Origin of the sequence: Enterococcus sp. AZ101 (assembly GCF_050499005.1) — a bacterium.
GTDB classification, from domain to species: Bacteria; Bacillota; Bacilli; order Lactobacillales; family Enterococcaceae; genus Enterococcus_L; species Enterococcus_L ureilyticus.
In genome coordinates this window covers 762,536-786,830 of record NZ_JBMHEZ010000002.1, presented here as the reverse complement: position 1 = coordinate 786,830, position 24,295 = coordinate 762,536, and the positions used below count along the sequence as shown (strand labels likewise).

The window sequence follows — 24,295 nt, the reverse complement described above, 5'->3', positions numbered from 1 at the left end:
CTTTGTTTTGATTTTTCTTTGAAAAAATCCATTATGCTTTTAACTTCTCCTGTCGATCTTTTGAGGTTTTAGGATGATTGCCCCCAATGAAGGGACGATTGTTTGGATTTGATAAGAAAATTTTTTAAACGATTGCTTCGTTGTGTAACTTGTTTGATTTCCTTTAGTCCATGTACCGCCATATTCTTTTAACTCTGTGTTAAGTACTTCTTCATATGTGCCAGAAAACGGGACACCAATCGCGAAATTTTGTCTTTCAACTGGAGCAAAATTTAACACAATAATCAAAAAACCAGTGTCCTTTTTTCCTTGACGAATAAAACTTAGAATTGTCTCTTCACTATTATCAGCATCAATGATTTCAATAGATTGCGGCAGATGATCCAATTCCCATAAGGCTTTTTCTTTTTTATAAAACAGATTCAGCTGTTTGGTGAACTGCTGCATACTAGCATTCATTTCATCCGCAAGATCTGTCCATTCTAAACGTTGATCATATCTCCATTCCAAAAACTGCCCCCATTCACTACCCATGAATAATAATTTTTTCCCGGGATACGTCATCAGGTAGACATATAAATTACGTAGTTGAGCAAATTGTTTATACCGATCCCCCCACATTTTATGCATCAAGCTTCTTTTCCCATGAACCACTTCATCATGAGAGAATGGTAAAATATACTGTTCATTCATCATGTACATAAATGAAAAGGTAAGGAGTTGAAAATTAGATTTACGGAAGGCAGCATCCATTTCATAAAAACGCAAGGTATCATTCATCCATCCTAAATTCCATTTGTAATCAAAACCTAAAGCACCACTTTCCAGCATTCCAGTGATTTTCGTTTCCGCTGAGCTTTCTTCGGCGATCATCATCACATTGGGATGGATCGATTTGACTACAGCATTTAATTTTTGTAAAAAATAGAAACCAGCCCAGTTACGATTGTTCCCGTCAGCATTCAAGTTAGTAGAACCCTCATCATAGTCTAAATACAACATATTCGAAACAGCATCTACTCGAATCCCGTCAATATGAAATAGCTCGATCCAATATAGTGCACTAGAAATCAGAAAGCTCTGGACTTGTGGCTTTCCTAAATCGAAATTAAGTGCGCCCCAACGAATGTTTTCCGCCTGAGTCGGATCGGTGTATTCAAATTGAGGAGTTCCGTCAAAATAAGCCAAGCTATCATCGTTAACACAAAAATGCCCTGGCACCCAATCAACCAAAACACCAAGATTATTTAAATGACACGCCTCCACGAACTCTTGAAACTCACTTATCGTTCCATAATGTGCACATAGTGCGAAGTACCCGGTCAACTGATAGCCCCAAGATTCGCCTAAAGGATGCTCCATCAACGGCATAAACTCAATATGAGTAAAGCCCATTTCTTTAACATAAGGAATCAAGATTTCTTTTAATTGTCCAAACGTATACGGTGTTCCATCTGTTTCACGTTGCCAAGAACTTGCATGTACTTCATAGATAGCCAAGGGTTGGTCAAAATGTGTTCCTTGACTGTTTTGACTTTGCCAAACCTCATCATGCCATTGCTTCTCAGGTAATCTCTGGATCACTGCTGCATTATTCGGACGTTTTTCGAAAGCGATAGCAAATGGATCTATTTTATATACTTCTCGCCCATCTGCCTGCTTCACTAAATATTTATAAAAATCACCCTCGTTTGGCTTTATAGTAAAAATTTCCCAGACACCGACCTGTACTACTTTCTTCAATAATAATGAGCGATCCCAGCCGTTAAAATCGCCAACTAACCAGACATTCTGAGCATTGGGCGCCCAAACTCTAAAAATACACCCTTTTTGCTTGTCTTGCTCTGTTTGATGACAGCCAAAGAAATTTTGACTATAAAAATTTTCACCTGTTTCAAATAATTCGATTGAACTTTTTTTATCAGACATCGGCAGCCCTCGCTTTTTCAAACTGTGAATCGAGTTAACGTTCATTCGCTCAACATTATCTTGTAGCCAAAAACGATTTATTAAATAATTCTGAGTGTCACTATCTTAAATCTAACAACAAAATAAAAAAAAAGAAAGAAATAGACCTCTGGAACATCAAAATAAATAGAACCCCAAGTAAAACTAAATTTAGTTTTACTTGGGGTTCTAACTTTTTTTTAGTAGCTAATAAGACTAGGCAAAACTAGCTGTATGCTCACTATTTATTCTATGATTGAGACAACCAATTTGCGACTTCCGTTAAGGCATCGTTGATCCCATCTGGATTTTTCCCACCTGCTTGAGCCATATCCGGACGACCGCCGCCACCGCCGCCAATTTTTGGTGCAATTGTTTTGATTAAATCACCAGCTTTTAGCCCTTTTTCATTGGCTCCTTTAGATATAGCTGCTAACAAGCTTACTTTATCCTCTTGTGCTGTTGCTAAAACCAATACGTCAGAAAGTTCTTTTTGCTTCCATTGATCCGCTAATTGACGTAATTGATTCATATCTTTAACATTTACTTTTGCAGCAATATATGTCGTGCCATTGATTTCTTTGATATCTTTGAAAATGTCTCCTGCTTGTTGGTTCGCTAATTTTCCAGCAAGTTGTTCATTTTCTTTTTGTAGATCACGTAATTGTTGTTGTAATTGTTCTGTTTTTGAGACAACTTCTTTTAATTGAGGTGATTTAACGATCCCTGCAATGGCTTTTAATTGTTTTTCTTCTTCATTCATTAACTCATACGCTTCTTTACTTGTAACAGCTTCGATACGACGAACGCCTGCACCGATTCCTGATTCAGAAACGATTTTGAAAATACCGATATCTTCTGTGTTTGTGACATGTGTCCCTCCACAAAGCTCGATTGAATAGCCACCTATATTGACAACACGGACTTCTTTCCCGTATTTTTCACCAAATAAAGCCATAGCACCCATATTTTTCGCTGTGTCGATATCTGTTTCGACTGTTTCAACAGGAATTGCCTCCCAAATTTTTTCGTTCACGATTGCTTCCATTTGAACTAACTCTTCAGCTGTCACTTGACCAAAATGAGTGAAGTCAAAACGTAAATGTCCTGGAGCAACTAATGAACCAGCTTGATTGGCATGATCCCCTAAAATATCTTTCAAGGCACGATGCAATAGGTGTGTTGCTGTATGATTTTTCAAAATACGATTACGCATTTTTTCATCAACGTGTAGTTCATACGTTGCACCTTCAGTTAATTTTCCTGTTACTTGAACCGTGTGTAAAAATTGGCCATTTGGTGCTTTTAAGACATTTTCTACGTGAGCTACAATGGTGCCGTTTTGATCTTTGATTGTTCCGTGATCGGCAACTTGTCCTCCCATTTCCGCATAGAAAGGCGTTTCAGCAAAGATCAGTTGAGCTGTCCCTTCTGAAAGCTCGCTAATAATTTCTTCCTCTTTTAAAATAATTAAAAGTTTGCTTGTCGCTTCTAAATGACTATACCCGACAAATTTACTCTCAACTTTAATATCCGTTAGAACAGCCGATTGAACACCCATTGATGTTGCTTTACTTCTAGCAGAACGAGCCCGTGCTCTTTGAGCTTCCATTTCTTTTTCAAATCCAGCATGATCTACTTTCAAGCCTGAATCTTCTGCAACTTCTTCTGTTAATTCCACAGGGAAACCATACGTATCGTACAATTTGAAGATATCTTTTCCATTTAACGTATCTTCACTAGTCGCTTTTACTTTTTCAATTAACTCATTTAAAATATCTAATCCTTCATTGATTGTTTCATGGAAACGTTCTTCTTCTGTGCGCACTACTTTTTCGATGAATTCTTTTTGTTGTAGTACTTCTGGATAATAACTTACCATTACTTCGCCAACTACCGGAACTAGTTTGTACAAGAAAGCTTCGTTAACTCCTAATTTTTTACCATGCATAACCGCACGACGTAATAAACGACGCAAGACATAGCCACGACCTTCATTTGATGGTAACGCTCCATCACCGATTGCAAACGATAAGGCACGGATATGGTCAGCAATGACTTTAAATGAAATATCCGTTTGCGGTGATTGGCCATAGGTTACTTGTCCGCTTAATTTTTCTACTGCGTGTATGATCGGCATAAATAAATCTGTTTCAAAGTTCGTCGGTGCATTTTGAACAATGGAAACCATGCGCTCTAAGCCCATGCCCGTATCAATATTTTTATGCGGTAACGGCTCGTAAGTATCATCTGCTTGGTGGTTAAACTCAGAAAATACTAAGTTCCAAATTTCTAAATAACGTTCATTTTCACCACCAGGATAATTTTCTGGATCATCTTCTGCAACATCGTTAAACGACTCCCCACGATCATAGAAAATTTCTGAATCTGGACCACAAGGCCCCGCACCGATATCCCAAAAATTATCTTCAATATCAATGATATGATCCATTGATAACCCAACTTCTTCATGCCAAATCCGTTTTGCTTCCGTATCTTTTGGGTAAACTGTGACATATAATTTTTCAGGATCAAAGGCCATCCATTCAGGAGACGTTAAAAATTCCCATGCCCAATGGATCGCTTCTGTTTTAAAATAATCACCGATCGAGAAGTTCCCTAACATTTCAAACATGGTATGGTGACGCGCTGTTTTCCCAACGTTTTCAATATCATTGGTCCGAATCGATTTTTGCGCATTCGTGATTCTTGGATTTTCTGGAACGACTGAGCCATCAAAATATTTCTTCAACGTTGCAACACCTGAATTGATCCATAATAAGGTTGGATCATTGACAGGCACTAAAGACGCACTTGGCTCCACAGAATGTCCTTTTGATTTGAAAAAGTCTAAATACATTTGACGAACTTGACTACTTGATAATTGTTTCATTGTTCGATTCCTACTTTCTAAAATAAGTGATTGGTATTTTATAAAACAAAACATTATTCTACTTTAATTTAATTCAAACTGTTCTAAAATTTGATCAGCCGCTTGCTGGGCCGTCAGCTTTGTAACATCTAGTCGATAATAATATTTTTCATCAATTTCACCTGGAAACGAGTTCAATCGATGCTGTTCATTAGCTAATAAAAGTTCTTTTTCCGAATGAGCGACATTCTGCTTTGAAGCTTTTTTACTCAAACGATATTCTGTTTTGTTTCTGTACACTCGTTCTTCTAGTTCAGCTTCTAGTTCGATAAAATAAATGTCGATTCCTTTATCAGAAAAAATTGCCTTATATTGATTAAATTCTTCAATGTCCTCTTTTAAATCAAACCCCAAAACAAAAGTAAAGACTAAACCATTTCCAATTGACTCTTTTGCAATCTTACTAAAGATGGCTTCACGAAATTCTCTTGAAAGACTGAAAGTCGCAGGAGTCCAGCCAAATAAGGGTTGAAGCAACTCCAAAGTCATATGATTATGAAGTAATGGAAGCCTTAATTTATCTGCAATAATTTCTCCAATAGTCATTTTCCCAACAGCCTGAGGACCAAAAATGAAAAATACTTTCAAAGAACTACTCCTTTCTCTAGATAATGATTTCATGCTCCAGCCGTCTCTTTTTATACTGTTCTGCCAAACTAGTATAAAACGCGCAAAAACATCATTGCAGTCAAGGACGAATGCTCGCGGTACCACCTTGATTGCAATGATGTTTATCATTACCTCTTAATCTCCATAACGCAGAGTCTCGTTGATATTTCTATCAAAACTTATGTAAAGGGAGCAATTACATTTCCGTGCTATTCTTCTTTCAGCACTGAAGAACTTTCTGTAAACACTAAAAAACGAATCATATCCTTTAGATTCCCTACAAATTATAAGGAAAGAACAAAAAAAAGTCAATGCTTTCTATTTTAATTTTCAATTAGAATCGCTTTTCGATACAAATAGTCGGTTGGGCCTAATTTTTGTTCAGGTAAAATAACATGATCTGAAGTAAAATAAGTCGATAACGGCAGCATCTCTTCAATCAAGCTACTCTGATTCGATCCTTTTTGAGTCAACTTTATAGCGGTCGGATTAGACGTCAATTCATAACGATCCCTTTGCGTATCGATCACTAAACCGAACATATTCGCACCATCCATTTTACTTTTAATATGGCGGCCGGATTCATTTTCTTGAATGAGCAATTCATTGCCCCAACGGAATAAGCGTCTGGTTCCCGCACCTACAGCAAATTCCCATTGATCTTCTGATAATAAACCAAATCCCTCTCGTTTAAGCGATAATTTTAATTCCGCATGAGTACAATCTGAATGGCTATAAACAAAATAATAATCAGACTCAGGTAAAAATTCTAAATAAAATTTGTCTTTCTCCAAAAGTGTTTTTGGAAATGACCAACTAAGACTTTCAGCAGCTGATAGCCTTGGAAATAATTTTTCGCAAATCTGCTTTTCATGGGGGAAAAATTGTTCTATTTCTCCTTCAAACGTTCCTGTGACGGTATCAAAAATCCCCAAAAATTCTGTTCCTGCCGGTAATGCGTATTTTTGAACAAACATAGCAGGAATTTTAACTTTTCTTAAATCGGTCGTATGCTCATTTATGTAATCAGAAATCCCTTCTAAGGAAGTTAAATCATAGCTCATTTCTGCTTCATTCCACTCAGCGGCAGAATCAATTGCTTCGTTCGTCAATGTTGTTTTAAATGTATTCTTTGCTAAATGCTCTACATCAAACCCTAACAATTCATGTGCTCTTAAGCCTTCTGCCCCTAAATTCCAGCCAAGGATCGCTTCGTTATTGCCTGGAATGAAAACAAATAGTTCACCGTTTAATTCCAATTCAAAGGTGCGGCATTTAATGCCATATAGTTCAAAATTTACTAATTCAATTGTATTAACTTCTATTGTTGGCGGAACAAAATACATCAATAGTTGGTGTAAAAGTATTTCTTTTTCAGCATCTTTTAAGTTCTTCCAATTTGCCCACTCAATTTGTTCAAATAGGTCCAAGTTAAACCCTCCTCGTATTTTAAAAGCAGAGCTAGCAAGTATTGCTAGATGACATCAAATCTATCTGTTATGATTAAGTATACCATTGAATGAATCTTTCACTAAGAAAATTATCTGGAGGGCTTATATGCACACTCACTTTGGCTGTGAACGCTGGCATCAGGCGGCAGCATTTGCTTTGCGTTATGATGTTTTTGTTTTAGAACAAGGCATTTCATTACAAGATGAATTTGATGAACTAGATACACCAGAGCGAAATTATTTTGTTGTTTATGACCACTCACTAGCAGTCGCAACCATTCGTTATCAGAAAAAAGATGGGGACACAATTCAACCAGACCGTTTTTGTGTAAGAAAAGAGCATCGCAACAAGGGAATTGGTCGAACATTACTTCGACTATTAGAAGATAAAGCTACGAAAGAAGGCTTTATATTCAGTATTTTATCTGCAGAAAAAACCGCTGTATCTTTTTACCAATCGTTGAACTACGAAGTAAACTCTGATGAGTACATAGAAGACGGCCTTGTTTGTGTAGAAATGATCAAAAAAATCAGCAGCTAAGATGACTTGCTCATCTTGCTGCTGATTTTTATTTATAACTATTTTTTTTAGACTTTTTCGCTGTTCTAGTTTGTTGACGGCGTTCAACTTTACGCTTTTGCTTATTGCTAGCTGAAATTGCCCATTCAATTTTCTTTTTATACCCTGGTTTGATTTTTTTCTTTTTCTTTTTGACCAAACCAATCAATGTTGGGTCTTCTAAGGCATCTTTAGACTTTTCACGTTTTGTTCGACGATTACGATCATACGTATCAATAATCTCGCCATTTTTGATTTCTTTTGGTTGGAACTTGATACCCAAGTCCTCAACCTCAGAAATTGCTTCTTCATCAGCTGGTGAATACAACGTAATGGCGGTTCCGTCTAATCCGTTACGCCCAGTTCTACCTACTCGATGAATAAAGAAATCCAAATCACTTGGAACTTCTGCATTGATCACGTGAGAAACACCTTCAATGTCAATTCCACGCGCAGCTAAATCCGTCGCAACGACATATTGAAATTCTAGATCTTGAACTTGGCGCATCACACGTTTACGTTCTCTAGGAGAAATATCCCCATGAATTTTTGCGACTTTCAAGCCTTGATCTTTTAAGTAATCAGTAATTTCATCCACACGTTGTTTCGTATTCGCAAATATAATCACTAAATACGGATGACCAATCGTTAATAATTGATAAATCAAACGATTTTTATCTTTTCCTTTTGTAGAAATCAGCCAATTATCAATCGTTTCGGAAATGATATTTTTAGGTTTAATATGCTCGATAACAGGGTTTTCCATATATTTTTTTAAGAAGGGTTTTAACTTTTCAGGAATCGTTGCGGAGAAAACCAGCATTTGTAATTTGTCTGGTAAACGCCCAGCAATCTGATCGACCTCTTCTAAAAAGCCCATATCTAACGTCATGTCCGCTTCATCGACAACGAAAGCAAATGCCGTATGTGCTTTTAACGCTTGTTCATTCATCAAATCTAAAATACGTCCAGGCGTTCCAATCACCACATGGGGTTGTTGTTTTTTCAGCTTCGCAACTTGTCGTTGTTTGTCCGTTCCACCCACAAAATTTGTCACACGCATTTCTGGTTGACTGAATTTAGCGATTTGAATTGCTTCTTGATAAATTTGATTCGCTAACTCTCGGCTAGGGGCCGTGATTAGAATTTGTACTTCATCCAATTGAGGATTTACTTTATTCATCAATGGTAATAAAAAGGTGTGGGTCTTACCGCTTCCGGTTTGTGATTGACCAATCACACTCTTACCTTTTTTAATGACAGGGATCAATTTTTCTTGTACTTCTGTTGGTTGCTCAAACCCTTTATCTGCTAGTGCTTCCATGATAAAATCGTTGAACTGAAATTGTTTAAATGAACTCATTTACCTCACCTCTTTCAAACTTGTTGTGTAAGTCCTCATGCATTATACCACAAAAAGGGTAAATTCTTATTGATTTTCTGTATTTTCCTCTCTTTTTATTGTACTGACCGTATAAGTATGACTTGCTTTTTCATAGAACAAACGACGTTTTCTTCTGACCAATACGTAAATAATATTAACGATAAACAGCAATAATAAAAATGAACAAAATAGAAATAACATAAAACTTACCAGCTGCAACATCCGATTACTAGAATTGAGCAAATCAGCTGAACTAGTCATGTAAGAACTGATCAAACCATACACAACATACAAATAACCATAACGGATAAATAAAGCTCTAAAACGAATTTTTTCATGTCCTTCCTCTACTACTTGAATTCGGACAACCTTTTTACCAAGTGTTTCTCCATTGGTAAGCTTTGGTAATACCATAAAGACTAAAAAGACCATAATAAAGAACCAAAGACGTTGTTCTAATGCAGGATATCCTATAAACCATTGTCTGTATTCTGGGATTAAATTGAGCATAAGCAGCCCGATCGCTTGCACGATCGAAATCACAAACCAATCAATCAAAAAAGCCACAAAACGCCGAAATAGACTAACAGACTGCCCTTTTTCATAGGCGGCTTCATCCAACTCGTCTCTTGTTGGAAATAAAAAGGTCAACATCGGTGTGATCGCATAACCAACCATCCCACCAAATGTATTATTGATCAAATCATTTACATCCGCTAACCGATAAGGTCTAGGATAAATAAAATACAACCCACTCAACTGCGTTAACTCAAAAAACAACGACAAGAGAAAACTGGCCAGCACTACTTTTTTGAATGATAACTTGTAATAATAACGTAAATAGACCCCAAATGGCACGAGCAACAAGACATTGAACACAGGCTCTAACACAACACTTTGTCTAAGTGCTGGGATAAACGTACTTGGATCATGGCTATTCAATACCGTATCTTGTAAAAAGCGACTGACAAAATAAAATGGCCGCAATTCTAAAACTTGGCTCGTATATTGCGCTACCTCAGCTCGAGGCGGCAATGGTAAAATAACCAAAAAATACGCACAGAGTAAATAGAAAATAAATGAATATAAAATAAGCGCCCGTCTAAATAAAAAAGTACCGTATTTCCGATATTCACGAATAACAAGAATAAATGAAATGGCAAAAGCTAAAAATGGAAATACAATCAAGGCTGTTTTGATTGGTGCAGCATAAGCTGACATAAAACACTCCCCCTTCTACTTTAGTTTAGTAAAAAATAAGCACTTTGTCATTTAAGATAGCCACTCCTTTAGCAAAAAATATATTTTGCAAATCAGAAAAATTGCAGTATGATTGAATTGTAGCGCTTCAACAACCAAATTCCCTAATAATCACGCAGCAACTTTTAAATACGGAGGTTTTATTATGTTAAATCCATACTTTGCTTTTGGCGTTCCCATTTTTCTACTCTTTTTATATATCGTATTTGCGCTTATTCGAAGAAAAAGCAGTCTTCATTATATCGGTTTCGTCCTTTTATTGATTGCTACATTTATGATGACTTTTAGTTTTCAAGTATTACAGGGGCTATGGACTTTGGAAGAGAGTCATGCTACTGCACAACTAGAAAAATTAGGCTATGCGCCAGAAATACTATGGATTCCACTTATTTTAGGTGCAGTGTTGGCAATTCTCAACCTTTGGAGAGGGGTAAAGAGAGTGAAGTCTTTTCGGGAAGAATCCAATTAAAGAATAGATAGAGAGTATGTGGCTGGAATGAAGATATATCTTCATTTCAGCATTTTTTATTATAAACCTTCACTGTCTGTTATAGTAACCCCTTGCTATAATTAAGACTATTACTAAGCAACGGAGGTAAATTTATGGATATCTGGGAACCCTTGTATGAAAAAGCGAAAAAAATATTATCCCACAGAAGTCACACCATTTATTTATACGCACCATGTAGTCAGTGCTTTAGAAAGTGAAAACGGTGAAATTTACACTGGTTTTTGTATTGAAAGTTGCAGTGGCGTGCTGGATTTATGTGCTGAGCGGATCGCCGTATTGAATATGTTTATAAATAGTGATCAAACTGTTATAAAACGTATCATCACCTTTCGCAGTGAAGCACCTGAAGGACTGGGTGGAATGCCCTGTGGCGCTTGTAGAGAATTATTGCTACAGTTTTCTCCGAAGAATAAAGAGACAGAAATCATGGTTGATTATCAGAAACGAGAAACGATTACGCTTGAAGAACTCGTTCCAAATTGGTGGGGTTGGATGAGGTATGAATAGATAACTGTTTAGACCATTATTGAAAATAGTCGATTCCAAATAGAAAAAATAATCTAATCTGGTTACTGTCTTAAACGGCTCTGTCGAAAAGGATAGATTAGCGCATATCCTCTTTACGAATTTATTCTAGCATAGAAATGAATCAGTTTATGGTTAGATTTTCTCTATTTTTTATTATCCTACAGTATTAAGGACAGATAGTAAATTACCCATTATTTGTAATTTGGTATCCTTTTTCATAAATTGAGGCACATTACTTTTCTGTATCAAACAATACACGGATCAATTCATCTAACTTCCTAGGCTTATCATTACTGCCGTAAATCGACTTCGTCTTCCCTTCTTTGTATGTAACCGTTAACGACCATTGCTCGCCATCCATGATATTCTTATTATCATATCTATCTTTCCAATGAAGAATATTTGCTTTATTCATTTCTTTCATCAACGTTTCAACATCGTTGATATCATAAACGTCAAACTCCTTCTCTGGAATCTCACTCATTTCTCTTGGCGCTCCTCCTTTAGTATAATCATCATTTATAAATATTTTTTTAGTCCGTTCCTCTGTATTGACTGTAATTGCCTTCAATATAATCCCAAAGCCCGAAGTTGTATACGAAATTTCTTTGATTTCCTCTCTTTTAGTACAGCCTGATAGTAAGATAACTCCTACAATCATGAATATATATCTACATTTTTTCATTCTATCACCCTTTCTGATCATTTTTTGGGGAATTTTTTGTCTCGCTACAATTGTTCTAAACTAAATTTTTCATCATTGAACGTGATATATGTTGGATTCTCATTTGGCAGAAAAATGATTCTTTCATCGATTTTTTCCGCTTTTAAGACAACATTTTCATCTTCATCCAAAAAAGAATTTAGCCTAAATTTATACTGAATATCATATCGTTTAAAGCAGTATAAAAATAACTGTTCACCTTCCAAAGCAACTTCTAATTCTTTATGAATCGAATGTGTAGAATCGTAGTAGTGATAGCTATTCGTTAGTTTTAATAAAATTTCTTTTGAAATACTTACTTTTTTTAAGGGTGTTATTAAAAAAGGATGGCCTAATAGATGTGCCACAGCTCTTTTAGTAATATTCGTGACTGGGATAATTTCTTGATTAGAAAGAAAAACGACTACTATCTCTTCTTCACGACAAATTTTGATACTTGTAGCAAAACCATCTAAGTCCCCTTGATGTTGTATAACTTCCTTTTGTTCAATGGTCGTCACGTCCCAGCCACATGCATAGCTTGCTTTATAAGCAGTCTCATAAATTTGATAGAGCGCTTCTGGGATTAACCGTTTGTCAATAATAGCTCTTCCCCATTTCGACAGGTCATTGGTTGTGGAATACATACCTGCCGCTCCTGTTGGAAACGACATATCTGTTTTTGCAGCTTGAATGTCCTCAACCCAAAATCCATAACTGTCAACCAGATTAGGCACAACATCAACATTATTCATACAACCTGTATCCTTCAACTCTAAAGGAATTAAAATATATTTTTTAAGTGCCTCATCATAACTTAATTTTGTTACGCTCTCAATAATTTTTGTGATAATTAAATACCCTGTTGAAGAATACTCATAAGCAGTACCAGGAGTAAAATTCAACTCATCTTGATAAATTTCTTCAATAACATTACTTATATCTTGTGGTATCCTCATGTTTTTATCCCAATAATCAGACTTACTTGCAAAATCTGGAATTCCAGAGGAACAAGTTAGGCAATGATATAGTGTAACCGATTTATACTTTTCCAAAAGAGGAAGATATTTCTTTACTGAGTCATAGATATTTAATAAACCTTTATCATGTAAACAAAACACTAGCATTGCGGTAAAAGCTTTTGTTAAAGAAGCAATCTTAAAGCGTTTTCTATCATCATGAGGTACATTCATTTCTATATTTGCTGATCCATAGCTGCTATTATGTATAATGTTACCCTTATGCCAAATTAATAGATTTCCTTGTAAATAATTGTTTTTTTCATAATAGTCAATAAATGCATGAAAGTGTTCATGGCTCAATTTTGTCCCCTCCATTTCGTTCTTTTTTGATAGGTTGTTTCAAAAAAATCTTTATCATTTAAAGAAATTTAATATGTTTAGAAAAAAAGAAACCTTATGAGAGGCTCCTGTCTCTTTATCTTTATAACGCTTTGGCAGTAATTTTTAAAGGGAGATTCTTTTTGCTTCTTTCGTTTATCTACTAGCACTTCAAGGTTTTGTTCAGACATAAAATAAAAAAGAATGTTAGTAAATTATCTTCACTTCATTCAACAAAACGTCTGACGAACATACTACCATCTAAAAAAAGTGCCAGAAATATAATTCCGACACTTTATAAAAATGAGCAACTTGCATTAACTTCGCGTATCTTTTAATTCTTTTTCACAAACTCAGATTTTAACTTCATCGGACCAAACCCATCGACTTTACAATCGATATTATGTCCATCTGCCGCATCAACCACTAAACGAATGCCTTTAACCTTGGTTCCTTGTTTGATCGCACCACTTGCCCCTTTGACTTTTAAGTCTTTGATAACTGTCACGTTATCACCATCCGCTAACACATTGCCATTTGAATCTTTGATGACAGCCGTTGTGTCCTCTGTAGCATCTGTTGGTGACCATTCGTGTCCGCACTCAGGACAAATCATCATGCCGCGATCCTCGTAAGTGTATGTTGAGCCACATTCAGGGCAACTTGGTAAATTTTCCATTTAGCTTAAACTCTCCTTCATTATCGTTCTCTTTTAAAGTGTTATCACTTCATTTTATCCTACTTCTAAACGAAAGAAAAGAATTATTATATTTACAAATAGTAAGGTAAGTCAGCGCTATTTACTTTCTTTCCCTTGTTCTACATAAGAAAGATCATTTACGCTATCGATTGTGTATTTCCCATCTTTATACGTTACTTTTGAGACACTCGCATTTTTCAATCCGCCATCTGGTAGGTCTGCATTTGCATCTAATTCACCTAACAAGGTAATAATACTCATTCCGTGAGACACGACCAAGACATTATTTGCACCTTCTTTTTCAGCATCCTTCACAATATCATCTAATCCAGCTGTTAAACGAGCGACGATTGTTTTACTATCTTCTGCTGGCCAGTTGACGCCTTCTTCAACATTTTTCTTATCTAAGTCAGATAATACATCAGCAAATTCAATGATTCCTTTATAGAAACCAACTTCTTTCATCCATTCATTATATTCTTCATAGGTCTTGCCTTGTTCTTTTGCTACTGCTGTCAGCATCTCTTCATTCATCAGGCCTTCATAGGTGCCAAAATTATACTCTCTTAAACGTTTGTCTTTTGTCATTTCCTTTGTTAACTTTTCTTGTCCATTATTTTTCAAGACTAATTCAGCCGTTTCAATTGCTCTGCCACTGTCACTCGTCACTACTTTATCAAATTTAACATCCGACAGCCCTTTACCTAATTGTTCAGCTACTTCAACGCCAGCTGGTGTCAGCGGTGCATCGATCCATCCTTGAGAACGGTCGACAGTATTCAACATCGTTTTACCATGACGAGCAAGGTAGATCACTACTTCTGAATTATCCTTTTCTTTTGTGTCAGCTTTCTTTTCTTCATTGGCGGCATTATTGCTGCACCCAATTAAAGACATCGATAACATTGCTACACCAACAACTATCTTTTTCAATTTCATAACACTTTCTCCTCCACACTATTCCTTATTTTTAGTTAAATAATATTGGGATCATTTGATTAACAGAAAAAAGAAAAAACCTAACTATACCAAATAAAACTAGTTGGTATAATCAGGTTTAGCTTGTCTAAGACAATCACTATCCACTATTTAACTGATTTTAGTATAACGGATGTCATTCTAAATGTAAATGCTTTCAGTTGTTATTTTTTATATTCTTTGCATAACAGTTGAATTTCATTGTAGATTTCATCGACTTCTGTTTGATTTTTAGCATTAGCACCACTAGCCAGAGGATGTCCGCCCCCATGATGTTTTTTTGCTAACTCATTGATCACTGGTCCTTTTGAACGTAAACGAACACGATAATACCCTTCTGGTTGCTCTACAAAAATCCCCCATGCTAAAACCTCGTCGATCACTCCAGGTAAAGAAACGATCGCAGCTGTTTCTGAATCTACGATGCCATATTCAGTAAGTAAAGATTGCGGCAACATCACCATAGCAGCGCCATGCTCATCTACTTCAATATTTTGATATACATATCCAGCTAATTTGGCAACACTCATTGGGATTTGTTCTAATTCACGATTCAGTTCAGCTGCGTTAAATTCATATGTCATCAGTTTGGCTGCTATCTCTAAAGTATGAGGCGTGGTTGACGGGTATAAAAATCTACCCGTGTCACCAATAATTCCAGCATACAGCAAACGAGCTGCATTATTATTCATGCTCAATTCCTCTTGATAAAGATGATAAAAATCAGCTATGATTTCACTACAGCTACTTGCTTTTGGATTGACCCAGACTAAATCTCCATAGGGATCATCGTTAGGATGATGATCAATTTTAATCAATTCAGCACCTAATTGGTAACGATTATCACTGATTCTAGGTGAATTCGCAGTATCCGTGACAATAACTAACGCATTTTGATACATTTCATCCGATACATCATCCATCTCTGCTAAAAACTCTAACCCTTCAACAGGTCCTCCAGCTTGATATACTTGCTTGTCAGGAAAACTTGCTCTCAAAATTTCTGCCAGTCCAACTTGTGATCCAATTGCATCTGGATCTGGTCGTTGATGGCGATGAATGATGATTGTTTGGTAGGCTTTGATTTTTTCTAAAATGTCTTTTACGACGTCCATGTTATTTCCTCCTAAGTCCGTTCCATTACTTGGCAAACGACGATTGCTTTGGCAACCAACGCATTTTCCAAATAAATTTCAATATCTAGTTTGGCCGAGCGACGACCGATTTCTAAAACTCTTGGCCGGATATCTAATTCACTTTCCAATTGAATCAAACGCAAGTAATGCAAACTCATTTGCTCAATCAGTACATTTCTTCTTTGATTGGTGATCATCGTACGTTGGGTCACATTGGCGATAATCTCACTTAATACACCAAAAGAAATGGTTCCTACGCTATTGACCATTTGCGGCGTAACCGAAAACTTAAATTGTGAGCCATCTGCTTTACCATTCTCTTCTATTGGCATCACTTCACCTGAGATTTGGTCAGAAATTGTATCTGCAATCTGTGGCTGACGTTGAACCAGTTGCATTGCCTTCATTACATCTTGTCTAGATACAAAACCAACTAAAGATAAATCATCTTCGACCACCGGCATCACTTCTAAACCATCCCAAATCATTTGATGGCTGACGCTAGCCACACTCATCATTTTTTTGACAACAATTGGATCTTTTGTCATCACTTTATCCATCGTTAAGGTTTCACTTTTCCCTAAAACATCTTTGGCCGTGACGATCCCAACTAAACGCAAGTTCTTATTCACTACTGGAAAACGTGAATGATGCGTCTTTTCAGAAAGTTTTTGGTAATCAGTAATTGTATTCGTTGAAAATAGATAATTGGTTTTTTCCAAGGTCGTATAAATATCGCTAACCAACATGATATCCTTTTTGATCAATTGATCACTCAATGCCCGATTGATCATGGTTGCGACCGTAAATGTATCGTATGTTGTTCTTAAAACCGGCATTTCCAGTTCATCAGCTAAATCAGCTATTTCGCTTTCTGTTTCAAAACCACCCGTGATTAAGACTGCTGCACCATTTTCTAGTGCTAATTTTTGTACGCCTTGACGATTCCCTACAATCATTAATGAACCTGGTGTTATGTAACGCGTCATCGCTTTTTCAGTCATCGCACCAATCACAAACTTATTGAGAACTTTATCTAATCCAGCTGAGCCACCCAATATGTCACCTTCAATAATACGAACGACTTCCCCAAAGGTTAGTTTTTCAATATGTTTTTTTAATTTGCGCTCGATTCGAATTGTTCCAACGCGCTGAATCGTTGACACTAAGCCGATATTTTCAGCATCTTTAATTGCCCGATACGCTGTTCCTTCACTCACACCAAGATTTTTTGCAATGCTTCGAACTGAGATACGGTCCCCAATCGGTAATCCTTCAATGTATTTTAATATTTGATCATGTTTCGTAGCCATAATATCCTCCTTGTTTTAAAAGCGTAATGGGCTCTGTAGGAAAAATCGATTGTCATGCTTTCTATTTTCAACATATAGACTTTTTCTTTTTTTCTAAGACTTTTAGAGTATCGTCTCTAACCCGAGCAACTAGATATTTAAAAAACGTAATGCGTTTCTGTAGCGCCATTCTGTTTTAATTCATTGAAAATCATTACTAAGACAGCTTTAGCATTCTTGTTGATTGACTTCACTTAAAAAGTATAACAAAAAATTAGTTATTTTAGTACAGTTATTCTTCTTCTATTGTAACAGAAGTTAAAAATAAACGAAGCAACTTTTTCTTATAGGAAATGATCTTTTTTTAAATTGGATTAAGCCAGTGCTATATTCCAAATATAAAGATAGTATTTCCGACTAGTTTTTTCTCATTTTACTGACATTTTTTTAAAAAAAGGAGTATGATAATAGCGGATTATTTACATTTTTTTAAGGAGATGAGTGGATGGAAACCGTGAATAGTTTTCAAGAAAATGCTAAAGTACAAAAAAATCGCTGGTGGATTTTAGTCTCGGTCGCTATGTTTACGTTTATGTCTACCTTAGATGCCAGCATTGTTAATATAGCTTTACCGACAATTTCAAAGGACATGAATGTTCCGATGAATCAATCCGAATGGATCGTTTCGATTTATTTGATGGTCGTCTGTTCCTGTTTATTGCTTTTTGGAAAAATCGGAGATAGTTTGGGGAAAATCAAAGTGTATCGAATCGGTACAATCATTTTTACGATTGGTTCATTACTATGCGGCTTCAATAAATCATTGAGTTTTTTATTGTTTGCACGTATCGTTCAAGGGATTGGTTCAAGTATGACGATGGCCACAAATTCTGGTATTATTACCGAAGTCTTTCCTTTTAAAGAACGAGGGCGAGCGTTAGGCTCAATTGGTGCTTTTGTCTCTTTAGGTTCCATTGCCGGACCTGGCATCGGCGGCTTGATTCTTTCACAATTTTCTTGGCCTTATATTTTTTGGATCAACGTTCCTATTGGCATCCTCACTATTTTGATAGGTGAGAAATTCTTGCCAAAAGATATTACCAAAAGTGGAAAAAAAGTGGACTTACTTGGTTTTAGCTTATTCGCTATCTTTATTATGACGTTCTTTGGTAGTATTTTTATCGGTCAAGAGATCGGCTTTAACGCGACTTTATCTATACTATTATTTGGTTTTGCACTACTTTCTTTTATCATTTTTATCTTAGTGGAAAAACGTGTCAGTATGCCATTGATCACTTTTTCAATTTTTAAAAACAACGTTTTTACGATGAGTTTGCTCACCGCAGTGTTGATTTTTTCATCTAACTTTTTTGTCAATGTTGTGATCCCTTTTTATTTACAAAACGCTCGGGGATTACCGGCGAGCAAAGCGGGCTTATTGATGATGGTCTTTCCTTTGTTGATGGTTGTCGGGTCACCAGTCAGTGGATTTTTAACAGATAAAATTGGGACTAAGCTGTTAACTTTTTCTGGACTGATTTTATTATCGATTACATCTTTGATGTATATGTTTTTAAACCAAGGAACCCCTCTTTGGTACTATATTTTAGCAACTGGTATTATGGGACTAGGCAATGCACTGTTTCAATCTCCTAACAATACAACTGTCATGAGCAGTGTTTCCAAGGAAAATTTAGGAGTTGCAGGGAGTATGAACTCTTTTGCTCGGAATTTAGGAATGGTGTTAGGGATTGCTTTGGCTACGACAATTTTATATAACGCGATGAGTGTTTTTTACGGACAACGTGTGACCACCTATATAAGCGAGCGTCCCGACATCTTTATTGCAGGGATGAGAATCACATTCTTTGGTTCCTTTATTTTATGCTTAACAGCTTTAGCGCTGACGTTATTCCGCGCATTAAAAGCTGAAAAAAATAATACTTAATAAAAAATGAAACTGAGTACAGAATCTACTGGCTCAGTTTCATTTTTTACTTAGCTAAAAAAACAGCTTACTTTCGTGAACCGACCCCAAAAAGTTAGACCAAAAATCTAATTTTTTGGAGGTCGGTATTTTTATGTCTAAATATAGCTTTGAACTTAAACTAAAAATTGTTCAAGAATATCTGGTAGGGAAAGGAGGAATACAAGCTTTAGCAAATAAGCATGGGGTTAAAGCGGCGGAACAAGTCCATAGGTGGATCAATGCTTATCAAGAATTTGGTGAAGAAGGTCTTTACGAAAACGTCAAAATCAGAATTATTCTGTTCAATTCAAGCTAAATGCGATAGAGTTATATCAAACAAGTGAGCTCTCCTATCGTGAAGTTGCCAATATTCTTGAAATGAATAATCCAACTCTTATTGCCAACTGGATGCGAAAATTCCGAAAAGAAGGAATCGATGGGCTCTCAAAAGAGAAAGGGCGTCTATCTACCGTGCAAAAAAAAGAAGAACAGACAAAGAAGCATTTAATGAAAGAAACGCTAGAAGAACAGAATCGCATCAAAGAATTAGAAAAGCAGGTTCGTACTCTTCAAATTGAAAATGCCTTTTTAAAAGAACTGAGGAAGCTGCGAAAACAGGAAGCTCAACAACGACGAGTGAATCAATCGCGCGAATCATCGCAAGCCTCCGAGGACAGTTCAAATTAGTTGAGCTTCTTGAAGCATTGAATTTTTCTAAATCAACCTTTATGTATTGGCAAAAACGATTTGACCGAAAAAATCCAAATCAGGAAATTGAAACAGAGATGCTTCATATTCGTCAAAAGCATAAAGATTACGGCTGTTTACGAATGACGAACGAACTAAGGAGCCGAGGATTCCACGTGAATAAAAAGAAAGTTCAACGCTTAATTCGAAAGCTAAGGATTGAAGTCCGCTCTTATACACGGAAATCCCGTCGCTATAGCTCGTATCGTGGAAAAGTTGGAACGATTGCCAAGAACCGAATCCAACGTCGCTTTTACACGAGTGTTTGTCATCAAAAAATAACGACAGATACAACAGAATTAAAGTATTTTGATTGTGATCCCAAAGGAATCATTCGTCAAAGAAAGTTATACTTAGATCCTTTTATGGATATGTATAATAGTGAAATTCTTTCTTATCGTATCTCAGAAAAACCAAATGCACTGGCAATAATGGAAGGATTAGAAGAAGCAATCAGACTGACGAATGATTGTCCTTATCGTCGCACCTTTCACTCAGATCAAGGTTGGGCGTATCAAATGAAAGCTTACAGCTATAAACTGAAGAAACAGAACATTTTTCAAAGTATGTCTCGAAAAGGCAATTGTCTAGATAACTCAATCATGGAGAACTTCTTTAGTCTTTTAAAACAAGAAATTTATCACGGGAAAACCTATTCTGGTTTTGAAGAACTAAAAATGGCAATTGATAACTATATCTATTATTACAACAACGAACGAATGAAAAAGAAACTGAACTGGAAAAGTCCTGTACAGTTTCGAATAGCCGAAAGTAAAGCAGCTTAATAACGAATAAAAAACGGAGTAGATTTCTCTACTCCGAAAAAAGTCTAACTTTTTGGGGTCACTACATCGCTTACTCATCTTCTTTGCCACTTTTGATATTCTTGATAAATTCTTCAAATAACTCCGTACCAATGCCCATTTTTTTATAATTCTCAAGAATCGATTTTAGTTCCATTAGTAGATACCCTACGTATAAAACATAAATCAGTCCAACACCTGCTCCTCCTGGAATCAATGGCGCCAAGGGAATAAAAAACATCAATAGTACCATACTAGCTACTTTTCGTAAGATACCGTTGATTCCTACTTTGCTTAAAAAGTTAATTTTGGGATTGATTTTAGCCGCTAAGCTACCACTTAAAAAATCAATGATCATTGCAATACAAATCAATGTCAAAACGTAAATGGCTTTGTGATCTGCATCTACTAAAAATCGATCGAGATACTCAAACATCTTCATAATTACCACCTTTTCACTATTTTTTACCTGATGTTGCGTTGTAACTTCCTCCGATAGTTTCTTCTAACTGTCTCTTTTCATTTTCGATTGAACACTATTTCAACTAACGGTACAACTTTAGTTTAGCCGATAATTTATTCGTAAAACTTGCGTTCTTCTCCCATAAAAATGTCACTTTTCTATCAATAGTTGTCCACTTTCATAAGACTCCCCAAATCGAATCAAGGCTTTGTCCAATTCTCGATAAAACTTACTTTCGCTCATATGATGCTTCATATAGATCGCAATATTTGTTGTAAAATTCCGATCCATATATTTGTCATATAAAAGTTGCCGATCATAAGAATCTAGTTGATTCATAGCATTTATGATCTTCATTAATTCTGTTTCAGCTAAATACTTTCGATCCATCATCTGTTCTGTTTTATGGGAGAACTCTACTTCACTGCCGTTCATTTCAAAGGTATAGGCAGCCGTTACTTTAGGTGAATGTTTTTCACCAGCGATTCTGACTAAAGAACGATATGTTTTTAATAGGTCATGAACCGTTTTTCTAGTTTTTTTTCGATCAATCTCGGGAAATAATAGCATTATTTTATCCTCTCCTTTTCTCTCAATAGTCAACTACTTACAAATTTTCAAAAGTTCCTTCTTAGCTATACGAATGCTTTGTTTCTAATGAATTATTTCGTTTTTTTCTTTTCTTGAAAAATTGTCTTAGCAAGTAATTCCGCCTTTTTAGCAGCTTGTTGATCTCCCAACTCCGCTAGATTCAAATAATAAGTAAGCAGTTTGCTTTTTTGTTTGCGTTTCATCCCTTTTTCCTACCTCCCTTAAAAAAATGTGCAGCGATTCTATTTCCTTATTTAGTAAATTAGCTAATACATGAGAAAACAATTGACCAGAATTAGCATTTACGCTATTATATAAGTATAGTTAAATAAGCGCTCTTCTACGTTTGTCACTTTCTTCTTTCTGAAAAGGACTACTAAAAAGGCTTCGCTAACTATTCACTGATAAATTAGCTTATAAGAACATTTTAATAGCTTAAAAGCTAATTGTCAACTAAAAATAGCTTAAAAGCTAATATCTTTTTCATTTGAGCTTATGAAAGGTTGAAAAACATGAGTTTAACTTACAGAATAAAAGAACTTGCAGACAAGAAAAAGGTTACTTTTGCAGAAATCGAACGAAATACTGGGATTTCAAATGGACAGATTCGTCGTTGGGACACTTCATCTCCTAAAATAGAAAATATCCAAAAAGTAGCTGATTACTTTGATGTCTCTACAGATTATTTATTAGGAAGATCTGAGGTTCCTTCTATTAAAGAACCCCCTCAAGAAGAAAATCTTTCTTCACAAATCATGTTTCGGATGAACACTGATGGTTTATCTGAAAATGAAGTGGATGAATTGAAAGATGAAGTCGATCGTTTTCTTCGTTTTAGAAGATCTGAGATCGAACGAGAACGGGAATTAAAACAAGACGACAAGGCGTGATTGGATGACAGAGCAAATTGATGAATATCTTAGTTTTTCAGATAAAATAAACGATTATATCTCAGCGATAATGGTCGCACATAATATCGGTTATGAAAATTATGACTGTTCATATCTTTGGGATTTCGTAAAATCTAAGGGCGTTTCAATGCGTAGTTTTCCATTCGATGGTGTAGCAAGAGATCGTATTTCCGGTATGATTGTTAAAGACTCCTTAGAGACAACGATTGGTTATAATCAAAACATGAGTGAGAAAAGAAAGAACTTTACTATCAGTCATGAAATCACTCACTATTTATTCCATATGACTGATAATGAGACGATTTTTACTGACACAGCTCGCAGTTTACATTATTCCTATAATGAAGTGCTTCATGAATTTCAAGCCAATATTGGGGCTTCTGCGATTCTTGTGCCGGATGTTGTTTTCTTTCGTTTTTTAAAAGAAGGTTGGAACTTATCTCAACTTTCCAATCGTTTCGGCATATCAGAAAGCGCTCTGTATGTTCGTTTGATCCATACAATGCAGGCAAATTTTGGTGTGTCTTATGTTGCTGCTAAAACAAATGCAGATGCTATTCGGTATAAGTTTAGCGGTAAAGGCCAACATGCTGCTATTGAACTTGGAACTAATTTAGAAGCACGGTTATTTAGGACAAATCGTTTTATTGAGGCATTGTGATCTATTATGAGTTTTATTGAATAAAAAGAGCTTGGGACAAGAGTGTTAAATCCCGAGAAATAAGCTGAAATTCACAAAAATTTGAAGAGCAATTTTCGTGAATTCCTACTTATTTCTCGGGATTGCTTCTGCTCCCACTGTTTATACAGATTGTTTGTTGGATTATTTTGTGTGCTTTTTTTTCAGATGAAAGTAAAGCAGAGGAATCGCCTATCCAAACTATTAGTAGAACTTCCACAGAACAACAGGAATTAATGAATGCGATTCCAAAGTACTATAAGCATGAGGAACTATCAGGTTTGCAAAGAGGACTCTATGGCAATTTATATGGTAACGTACAAATGCAGAGCTTCGGTTGGTATAGAGTGATGTATAGAACTTATATCCAAGGCAAAAATGGACAGGCTGGTTACAAAATGTCCAAACAATTGGTAAAGCATTAAGAATGAAAGCAATTGATACTGCGCTGATCACCTTAATATAATTAAAATGATTTTTAATTGTTAGAAACGTTTCAAAACGACAAACTAACACTTTAAGTTGGAACACTCCATAGATTTCGTAATAATTAGGAGCTGTTCCAACTTATTTACCTATCCAAAAATAAAAATATTAACTAGATTCTAATCTCTATTTTATTAAACCTACGTTAATCTCAGGTTGATTCGTTAAAAATATATTATCACCCTATATAAGACAATATAGTTGCTATAAGAATTCCCTTCTTCTATAAAAGATAAATTCCCCCACTATTAAACACACAAAAGCCATCCTATCAATTCATAATATCTAAACGTAAAAACACACTACGACCGTCGTC

20 protein-coding genes and 2 pseudogenes are annotated in these 24,295 nt (G+C 35.8%); 7 read left to right on the top strand and 15 right to left on the bottom strand.

What is annotated here, in order from left to right; translation table 11 throughout:
* Nucleotides 1-39 precede the first annotated feature (39 nt).
* The 4 genes from glgB to IGJ50_RS13015 all read right to left on the bottom strand — a co-directional run bounded on the left by glgB (nucleotide 40) and on the right by IGJ50_RS13015 (nucleotide 6,918).
* Nucleotides 40-1,929: a 1,4-alpha-glucan branching protein GlgB gene (glgB, locus tag IGJ50_RS13030; protein WP_429950790.1), complete on the bottom strand. Its 1,890-nt coding sequence runs from the start codon at nucleotides 1,927-1,929 to the stop codon at nucleotides 40-42.
* A gap of 268 nt (nucleotides 1,930-2,197) precedes the next feature.
* On the bottom strand, nucleotides 2,198-4,840 hold the full coding sequence (gene alaS, locus IGJ50_RS13025) for an alanine--tRNA ligase (RefSeq protein ID WP_429950788.1): 2,643 nt from the start codon (nucleotides 4,838-4,840) through the stop codon (nucleotides 2,198-2,200).
* A 63-nt stretch (nucleotides 4,841-4,903) separates the two neighbouring features.
* Complete coding sequence (locus IGJ50_RS13020) at nucleotides 4,904-5,617, bottom strand: shikimate kinase (protein WP_204638586.1); 714 nt, start codon at nucleotides 5,615-5,617, stop codon at nucleotides 4,904-4,906.
* Between the two features lie 194 nt (nucleotides 5,618-5,811).
* Nucleotides 5,812-6,918 (bottom strand): DUF7278 family profilin-like fold-containing protein, encoded by a 1,107-nt coding sequence (locus IGJ50_RS13015; RefSeq protein WP_069638661.1) that lies wholly within the window; start codon nucleotides 6,916-6,918, stop codon nucleotides 5,812-5,814.
* Nucleotides 6,919-7,045: 127 nt separating this feature from the next.
* Between IGJ50_RS13015 and IGJ50_RS13010 the strand changes: the two genes are divergently transcribed.
* Nucleotides 7,046-7,480: a GNAT family N-acetyltransferase gene (locus tag IGJ50_RS13010; RefSeq protein ID WP_207120775.1), complete on the top strand. Its 435-nt coding sequence runs from the start codon at nucleotides 7,046-7,048 to the stop codon at nucleotides 7,478-7,480.
* Nucleotides 7,481-7,508: 28 nt separating this feature from the next.
* Here the strand turns inward: IGJ50_RS13010 and IGJ50_RS13005 are convergent, their stop codons facing one another.
* The gene (locus IGJ50_RS13005; RefSeq protein WP_069638663.1) at nucleotides 7,509-8,861 is read right to left on the bottom strand and encodes a DEAD/DEAH box helicase; all 1,353 of its coding nucleotides are present in this window, start codon (nucleotides 8,859-8,861) and stop codon (nucleotides 7,509-7,511) included.
* Nucleotides 8,862-8,927: 66 nt separating this feature from the next.
* Nucleotides 8,928-10,103, bottom strand: coding sequence for a VanZ family protein (locus tag IGJ50_RS13000; RefSeq protein WP_429950786.1), 1,176 nt, complete (start codon nucleotides 10,101-10,103; stop codon nucleotides 8,928-8,930).
* Between the two features lie 184 nt (nucleotides 10,104-10,287).
* Between IGJ50_RS13000 and IGJ50_RS12995 the strand changes: the two genes are divergently transcribed.
* Both IGJ50_RS12995 and IGJ50_RS12990 read left to right on the top strand, forming a co-directional pair.
* Complete coding sequence (locus IGJ50_RS12995; RefSeq protein ID WP_429950785.1) at nucleotides 10,288-10,611, top strand: hypothetical protein; 324 nt, start codon at nucleotides 10,288-10,290, stop codon at nucleotides 10,609-10,611.
* A 134-nt stretch (nucleotides 10,612-10,745) separates the two neighbouring features.
* Nucleotides 10,746-11,160: pseudogene (locus IGJ50_RS12990) on the top strand (cytidine deaminase family protein).
* Nucleotides 11,161-11,413: 253 nt separating this feature from the next.
* Here the strand turns inward: IGJ50_RS12990 and IGJ50_RS12985 are convergent.
* The 6 genes from IGJ50_RS12985 to IGJ50_RS12960 form a co-directional block, all read right to left on the bottom strand.
* The gene (locus IGJ50_RS12985; RefSeq protein WP_429950784.1) at nucleotides 11,414-11,866 is read right to left on the bottom strand and encodes a hypothetical protein; all 453 of its coding nucleotides are present in this window, start codon (nucleotides 11,864-11,866) and stop codon (nucleotides 11,414-11,416) included.
* A gap of 44 nt (nucleotides 11,867-11,910) precedes the next feature.
* Nucleotides 11,911-13,206, bottom strand: coding sequence for a serine hydrolase domain-containing protein (locus tag IGJ50_RS12980; RefSeq protein ID WP_429950782.1), 1,296 nt, complete (start codon nucleotides 13,204-13,206; stop codon nucleotides 11,911-11,913).
* Nucleotides 13,207-13,558: 352 nt separating this feature from the next.
* Nucleotides 13,559-13,903 (bottom strand): zinc ribbon domain-containing protein YjdM, encoded by a 345-nt coding sequence (locus IGJ50_RS12975; RefSeq protein ID WP_207120765.1) that lies wholly within the window; start codon nucleotides 13,901-13,903, stop codon nucleotides 13,559-13,561.
* Between the two features lie 117 nt (nucleotides 13,904-14,020).
* Nucleotides 14,021-14,863 (bottom strand): histidine phosphatase family protein, encoded by an 843-nt coding sequence (locus IGJ50_RS12970; protein WP_429950780.1) that lies wholly within the window; start codon nucleotides 14,861-14,863, stop codon nucleotides 14,021-14,023.
* A gap of 203 nt (nucleotides 14,864-15,066) precedes the next feature.
* Nucleotides 15,067-16,017, bottom strand: a complete 951-nt coding sequence (locus IGJ50_RS12965) for a DHH family phosphoesterase (RefSeq protein ID WP_429950778.1) — start codon at nucleotides 16,015-16,017, stop codon at nucleotides 15,067-15,069.
* A gap of 11 nt (nucleotides 16,018-16,028) precedes the next feature.
* Complete coding sequence (locus IGJ50_RS12960) at nucleotides 16,029-17,351, bottom strand: DRTGG domain-containing protein (RefSeq protein WP_069638678.1); 1,323 nt, start codon at nucleotides 17,349-17,351, stop codon at nucleotides 16,029-16,031.
* Between the two features lie 484 nt (nucleotides 17,352-17,835).
* Here IGJ50_RS12960 and IGJ50_RS12955 point away from each other — a divergent pair, with 484 nt between their 5' ends.
* Together IGJ50_RS12955 and IGJ50_RS12950 are read left to right on the top strand one after the other, a co-directional pair.
* The gene (locus IGJ50_RS12955) at nucleotides 17,836-19,278 is read left to right on the top strand and encodes an MFS transporter (protein WP_429950776.1); all 1,443 of its coding nucleotides are present in this window, start codon (nucleotides 17,836-17,838) and stop codon (nucleotides 19,276-19,278) included.
* A 133-nt stretch (nucleotides 19,279-19,411) separates the two neighbouring features.
* Nucleotides 19,412-20,831, top strand: a pseudogene (locus IGJ50_RS12950) (IS3 family transposase).
* Nucleotides 20,832-20,901: 70 nt separating this feature from the next.
* Here the strand turns inward: IGJ50_RS12950 and IGJ50_RS12945 are convergent.
* The 3 genes from IGJ50_RS12945 to IGJ50_RS12935 all read right to left on the bottom strand — a co-directional run bounded on the left by IGJ50_RS12945 (nucleotide 20,902) and on the right by IGJ50_RS12935 (nucleotide 22,106).
* Complete coding sequence (locus IGJ50_RS12945) at nucleotides 20,902-21,285, bottom strand: phage holin family protein (RefSeq protein ID WP_069638830.1); 384 nt, start codon at nucleotides 21,283-21,285, stop codon at nucleotides 20,902-20,904.
* Nucleotides 21,286-21,462: 177 nt separating this feature from the next.
* A complete protein-coding gene (locus IGJ50_RS12940) occupies nucleotides 21,463-21,882 on the bottom strand; it encodes an ArpU family phage packaging/lysis transcriptional regulator (protein ID WP_083244269.1) in 420 nt (139 codons plus the stop codon).
* A gap of 92 nt (nucleotides 21,883-21,974) precedes the next feature.
* Nucleotides 21,975-22,106, bottom strand: a complete 132-nt coding sequence (locus tag IGJ50_RS12935) for a hypothetical protein (RefSeq protein WP_277990878.1) — start codon at nucleotides 22,104-22,106, stop codon at nucleotides 21,975-21,977.
* A gap of 309 nt (nucleotides 22,107-22,415) precedes the next feature.
* On the opposite strand from IGJ50_RS12935, the gene IGJ50_RS12930 reads away from it, so the two are divergent.
* Both IGJ50_RS12930 and IGJ50_RS12925 read left to right on the top strand, forming a co-directional pair.
* Entirely contained in the window at nucleotides 22,416-22,793 is a 378-nt protein-coding gene (locus IGJ50_RS12930; RefSeq protein WP_069638679.1) for a helix-turn-helix domain-containing protein, read from the top strand.
* Between the two features lie 4 nt (nucleotides 22,794-22,797).
* Nucleotides 22,798-23,475, top strand: coding sequence for an ImmA/IrrE family metallo-endopeptidase (locus tag IGJ50_RS12925; protein ID WP_069638680.1), 678 nt, complete (start codon nucleotides 22,798-22,800; stop codon nucleotides 23,473-23,475).
* Nucleotides 23,476-24,295: the final 820 nt, after the last annotated feature.